This window comes from Thomasclavelia sp., from assembly GCF_047249845.1.
GTDB lineage: Bacteria > Bacillota_I > Bacilli_A > Erysipelotrichales > Coprobacillaceae > Thomasclavelia.
Window position 1 is genome coordinate 44,076 of sequence record NZ_JBKTWO010000017.1, and the last position, 6,514, is coordinate 50,589.

General features: G+C 27.9%; 5 protein-coding genes. All 5 read left to right on the forward strand.

Features of this window, described 5'->3' with window-relative positions:
• On the forward strand, window positions 1-909 hold the full coding sequence (locus tag ACLR9T_RS06365) for a DUF58 domain-containing protein (protein ID WP_413108699.1): 909 nt from the start codon (window positions 1-3) through the stop codon (window positions 907-909).
• Complete coding sequence (locus ACLR9T_RS06370; protein ID WP_413108700.1) at window positions 906-2,942, forward strand: transglutaminase domain-containing protein; 2,037 nt, start codon at window positions 906-908, stop codon at window positions 2,940-2,942. Before ACLR9T_RS06365 ends, ACLR9T_RS06370 begins: the two co-directional genes overlap by 4 nt.
• A gap of 15 nt (window positions 2,943-2,957) precedes the next feature.
• A complete protein-coding gene (locus ACLR9T_RS06375) occupies window positions 2,958-3,170 on the forward strand; it encodes a hypothetical protein (protein WP_413108701.1) in 213 nt (70 codons plus the stop codon).
• A complete protein-coding gene (locus tag ACLR9T_RS06380) occupies window positions 3,121-3,624 on the forward strand; it encodes a pyridoxamine 5'-phosphate oxidase family protein (RefSeq protein ID WP_413108702.1) in 504 nt (167 codons plus the stop codon). The genes ACLR9T_RS06375 and ACLR9T_RS06380 overlap by 50 nt, the downstream gene beginning before the upstream one ends.
• 153 nt (window positions 3,625-3,777) lie before the next feature.
• The coding region (locus ACLR9T_RS06385) for a bacterial Ig-like domain-containing protein (protein ID WP_413108703.1) at window positions 3,778-6,514 on the forward strand (2,737 nt) is incomplete at its 3' end.

The following is a 6,514-nucleotide window of genomic DNA, read 5'->3' on the forward strand; positions in this document are numbered from 1 at the left end:
ATGTGGAGATGTCGTTTAGTATATTTATTATTAATTGGGTTTGGTGTGTTTTTTTATATTGCTTTTATTGGTTATTTTTCTTATTATTTTTTATTAGTTGTATTAATTTTACCAATCATTTCATTTATTTATCTGTTATTAACTTGGAAGTTTTTGAAATTAGAATTTGTTGTAGAAGATAAAAAAGTACGACAAAATGAATCAATTAGTATTTTTGTGAAACGAGATAATTTTGGTTTAGGGGCAATAAAGTTTAAAATCGATAATAAAAAGTATCTTTTAAGGGGAAATAAAAATAAATTTGATTTATCGTTTAAACATTGTGGTGGTAAAAATTTAATTATTACAGATTATTATCAATATGATTGTTTAAATCTCTTTTGTTTAAAAAAACGTTGTTATTATCAGATTCCAATAACAATTTATCCTAAACAGATCGATTTTGATTTTAGTATTTATGAATATAAACTTCCTAAAGATGGTCAGGAAGTTTATGCAGTGAATCAAAAAGGTGATGATCCTACAGAAATATATGACATCCATAAATATCAAGAAGGCGATCTATTAAAAAATATTCATTGGAAGTTAAGTGCAAAGTATGACACTATTTTAGTAAAAGATAATGCTTTATCTGTCAGTGAAGTTATAAATATTCACTGTGATTTTGATGAAGAGGAAAATCATAATGATTTAATCTTTAGTTATTTAGAATGTTTTTGTATTAAGTTGTTAGAAAAAAACTTTAAATTTCTATTATCAAATAAAGAAATTGCCAGCATTAAAGAATATGAAGATCAATTTAAACATCTATTATGGAATAAAGATTATCATCCTGATATAACTAAACATAATTATGAATTTGTAATTAGTTATCATGGGATAAAAAGAATTGAAGGAGGTCACCGATGAAGCTGTTAATTTATCTTTTGGGTGTTATTGGTTCAACTGGTTCTTTAATATACTCATTTAATTTTAATAGTAATCCTAATTTGGTCTTCTTTTTTTGTATTATGATTGGATTAGTAATTTATTTAGGATATACTAATATCAAAAATAAACGACAATTTATAATTGGAGGATTAGTAGTAGATGGAATATTACTAATACTTCCTAATACATTAGCATGTTTTTCATATTTGGTTTCAACTGTTGTACATAAGTATAATGATGTTTCGGTTTATAATTTTAATTATCAAAGTATGTTAAATTTTTTTGATAAATCTTTTGTTTGTATTTGTGCTTTTTTATTACTATTTATTCCAATGTACATGTTGGCTTGTATAGCAATAGAAAGAAATAAATATGTTTTAGCAATAGTTGCTTTATTACCTGGAGTAATTATAGAGCTATTGTTTACAATAACGCCACCATGGTATTTTATTGGTAGTTTTGTATTATATTTTTTGATTCTTTTAATTGGAGCAATGCAAAAAGAGACCAAGCTGAAACTTCCAATAATTGTAATTTGTCTAGCATCAATGATTTTTACATATCTTGCTTTTGGCACTGATACATATCGTTTATCTTCAATAAGTTTATTTAATCATGCTAAGTTACCAATGGCTACAGCAGGGAATGTTAAAGAAGATTATGATGTAAATGAACAAGGAGATCGTTACTATCGTAACTCAGTTGATTTTATTATTGATGGTGCTAGTGGATTGACAAACTTTAAGATGCGAGGTATTGGTTATGACAAGTATGATAATGGGAATTGGAGTGTCATTGAAAATGATCAAGCATATATTAGCTGGGTATATCGAAATCTAAATATTATTGCAGATGTGACCAAGGCTAAAATGCAGACTATTAATGTTGAACAGTTAAGTGGTTATAGCTATCGCAACTATGCACCATATTATTTCATTAATACGGATTTAACTTATTATGGTAATTATTTTATGGGTGAAAATCCTCAAAACTATGAAATGATTATACCTAATGATGATTTTAATACTTTACTTACAAGTGTAAAAGCTAACGAGAAAAAAGAAATTTTATTAGAGATTGCAAAACGTAATGGAACTGAAGATAGTTTTAAAGAATTACAAACTTATTCTTATGATCATGATGATATTTTAACTGAAGTATCTGATGAAGACAGTAAAATTATCGATGGATTTTTATCACAAAATAATATTGTTTATAACGGTGATGTCTATGATTTGATTAATCAATGTAAAAATGCTTTAGCTTTGCAAACAAGTTATACTTTAAGACCTGGTGATTTACCAGATGATGAAAATTATTTGAATTATTTTTTAAATGTTAATAAAAAAGGGTACTGTGTTCATTATGCCTCATCACTAGCATTAATGTTAAGAAGAAATGGAATAGCTGCACGTTTTGTATTAGGATATCAGGCTAATGATAGCAAAAATAAAAATGGTCAATTAATTGTCAGAGATCGAAATGAGCATGCCTGGGTTGAAATTTTTGATGATTATTTAGGATGGATTCCAATTGAAGCAATTGGAAACGGTGTAAGAACTGATGATAGTAGTAGACCGATAACCTCTACTAATCCCGATGTTAATAATAATCAGACAACTCCAATTACTCCAGATGTTATTGAAAGAGGTGAAACTGATAATAATAGTTCTAAAATTGAAATTCCATTTTATATATATATTTTATTGATAGTTATGATTATTATAATTGTTTTGATTTTACAAGCTGCAGTTCGTAAAAAAAGAATGTTTGTAAATGCTAAAACAAATAATCAGTTAGTATGTTATTATTATCATTATTTAAATAAACTTAATGGAGATACTTCTAAAATCAAAGCTCTTAGTGATAAAGCGCGGTTTTCAACTCATGATATAACAGACGAAGAACTTAAAATAGTTACTGATTATTACTTTAGTCAAATTAAAATCATTTATCATGAAGCAAATATTATTAAGAAAATCTATTATAAATATATTTTAGCTTATATATGATTGGAGAAGATATCAATGCTAATTAAAGATTCAAATAAGAAAATGAGAAAAGAATATATAGAAAATCTCTTCAAGTGTAAAAATGGTGATTGTGATAATTGTGGTATTTGTCAGATATTTAAGGGGATAAGCCCAGAAGAAGTTTATTATGATTATATTGAAGGGATTTGTGAATTAAATGAAATTTCCAAATGTTGGAATGAAAGAAGATATGATGAGAAGAAATGATCGTGGAGTGGTTGAAAGTCGGATTAAAGAAATTATTTTAGCTTGCTATTGTTGTAGATTAGGATTTAATGATGAGGGTAAAATATATATCGTGCCTTTAAATTTTGGATATCATGAAGAAAATAATAAACGAGTTTTCTATTTTCATGGAGCTAAAGTAGGTCGGAAAATTGATTTGATTAATAAAAATAGTTATGTAGGATTTGAATTAGATACAGCTTATCAGTTAATTACATCAAATCAGGCATGTAATCATTCAGCTCATTATCAAAGTATCATTGGTAGTGGGAGGATAAGTTTTGTCGAAGATGAGGCTGAAAAAATATTAGCTTTAAAGTTGATTATGGAACATAATACCGGTAAAAAAGATTGGCAATTTACAGATTCAATGATTACTTCTGTATGCGTTTTTAAATTAGAGGTTATAGAGATATCTGGAAAAGAAAATTTATAATTAACCAAAAATAAACTAATATTTTTGGTTTTTTTATTGTTTTTATTAATGATTGTAATTAAATGCTTAATAAATATATTAAATTATGATAGAATAAACTTATGAAAACCCTTTCATCAATTGGAGGGGAAAACAATAGAAAGGGAAACGAAGATGAAAAAGGCAGGATTAGAAAAGATATTTATTGGTGTTTTATCAATAAGTATGATGACTAACACAATGGGATTTTTACAACCTGTAAAATCATTAGATTTTACTAATAATTTAGATGTAAGAGAAGTTAATGAAGATACTGTAATATTTGATCAAGAATATGCAAAATTAGGTGAGCCATTAACCGTTACAAGTAACTTGACTGGTGAAATAAACTATAAATGGATGGTTGGTAGTAAAGTAGTTTCTAATGACACTAGTTATAGTCCAACAGTAAATGATTTAGAAAAGTTTATTGGTGTTGAAATTAGTAATGGATCAAAAACTTTATCAACTAAAACATATTTTAGCCGGTTACCAGTTGTATATATTAACACTGAAAATAGTGCAGATGTAACTAGTAAAGATTATTATATAAATGGTGAAATGAAAATTCAGGGTAATGAGCATTACAATCTTGAAACAACAAAATTATATGATGGAAAAATTGAAATAAAAGGACGTGGTAATTCTACCTGGGGTTTACCTAAAAAACCATATAAAATAAAATTAGATTCAAAAACTAATTTGTTTTCAATGGGAAAAAGCAAACATTGGGTTTTATTAGCTAATTATTATGATTCATCAAGTTTACGCAATACATTATCTTATGATCTATCAGGGGCGTTAGATATGCCACAAACAGAAACAGTTCATACAGGTGTTGTTTTTAATGGGAAATATGTTGGTACTTATCAATTCTGTGAACAGATACGTGTAGATGAAAAAAGAGTTGATGTTTTAAATTGGGATGATGAAGCAAAAAATTTATCAGAAATTGTTGCAACTAAAGAAGGTTTAGATGCTGGAGATTTAGAGGAATATCTGGCTGAAAATTTAGGTTGGACAACAAGTGGTAAGTTTAATTATCAAGGTAAGACTTATTTGATTTCTAACTATGATTATACTATTCCTAGTATTAATGGCGGTTATTTATTAGAATTAGATTCTAATTATGATGAGGTTTCTAAGTTTAAAACAAATAGTAATCAGCCACTAATGTTTAAAGCTCCAGAATTTGCTTCTAGTAATCAAGACATGATGAATTATGTTCAAAACTATATTCAAGCATATGAAGATGCTGTAAGGTCTAAAGACTATCATAGTATATATGATGGTAATAAGGTTCATTATAGTGAGTTGTTTGATATGAATTCATTAGTTGATTACTGGTTAGTTACTGAGTTATTTTTTAATGAAGATGGAATGAAGAAAAGTACATACATGTATAAAGATGTAGACGATAAATTTCATATGGGACCTATTTGGGATATGGATTGGAGTAGTGGTGCAAGCCAAAGTGCAGCCATTCCAACTGATCAATGGCAAACATTGTATTTTCCAGCTTATAGTATTCCAGGGGAACCACAGTTACAACAATGGTATCGTTATTTAATAAAGGACCCATACTTTGTTTCATGTGTTAAACAACGTTATGATGAAGTTAGAAATAATCAGATTGCTGATATGATGGCTAGTATTGAAGATTATCGTGTTTATCTAAAAGAGGCAGGGGCTGCTAATTCTTCAATTTGGTATGGAAATACAAATACTGGTGAAAATGAAATTAATAAATTAAAGAGCTGGTTGACTAGTCGTCTTGCATTTATGGATGAACAATTCTCATCACTTTCAAAATTATATGCTTCTTTAGGTGTAGAAGTAAGTGATGAACAATTGATCTTAACAGATCATAATGGAGTCGTTTTGCCATCAAAAAATGATTATGATGGAGTTAGTAGTGCTCATAATTCAATTAAAGTTGAAATGAATATAACTGATCAAAATACTAAAAAAGTAGCTTTATATAGTAATGGTGAATTAGTTGATGAAGCCTCAGTTACTGGGGGAAAGGTAATGTTTGAATATACATTACCTGCTAGTGGAAATTATGTCTTGCAGGCATATAAATTAGACCAGAATAACAACGTTATTGGTAATAAGTCAATTAGTGCTAATTTATTGGTTGAACCTAGTATGATAGGGGAGGTAGAACATGTTGAGATCGTTTCATTACCATATAAACTAAGCTATTATCAAGGTGATAAATTAGATTTAGAAGGATTAGTTATTATTGCTACATATAGTACAGGAATAAAAATGGAATTAGCTCCTAATGATTATACTGTTTCATCATTAACAAATGAACCAGGAAAACAAACGATTACAGTAAGTCATGGTGGTAAAACGGCAAGCTTTGAAGTTGAGGTAAAAGAAGTTGTATTAGAGTCATTAACAATAAAACAATTACCTCATAAAGTCGAATATTATGTAGGAGAAAGACTTGATTTAAACGGTTTGATAGTTGAAGGTACATACAATAATGGAGTGACAGAAGAAATTACTGATTATACAGTTAGTAAGTTAGCTGATAACCCAGGAAAACAAACAGTTACAGTAAGTTATAATGGTAAGACGGTAAGTTTTGAAGTTGAAGTAAAAGAAGTTGTATTAGAGTCATTAACAATAAAACAATTACCTCATAAAGTTGAATATTATGTAGGAGAGAAACTTGATTTAAACGGTTTGATAGTTGAAGGTACATATAATAATGGAGTGACAGAAGAAATTACTGATTACACAGTTAGTAAGTTAGCTGATAACCCAGGAAAACAAACAGTTACAGTAAGTTATGGTGGTAAAACGGTAAGTTTTGAAGTTGAAGTAAAAGAAGTTGTATTAGAGTCATTAACAATAA

Coding starts and splice junctions, on each gene's coding strand:
- ACLR9T_RS06365 (WP_413108699.1), top strand. CDS start 1: ATGTGGAGATGTCGTTTAGTATATTTATTATTAATTGGGTTTGGTGTG.
- ACLR9T_RS06370 (WP_413108700.1), top strand. CDS start 906: ATGAAGCTGTTAATTTATCTTTTGGGTGTTATTGGTTCAACTGGTTCT.
- ACLR9T_RS06375 (WP_413108701.1), top strand. CDS start 2,958: ATGCTAATTAAAGATTCAAATAAGAAAATGAGAAAAGAATATATAGAA.
- ACLR9T_RS06380 (WP_413108702.1), top strand. CDS start 3,121: ATGAAATTTCCAAATGTTGGAATGAAAGAAGATATGATGAGAAGAAAT.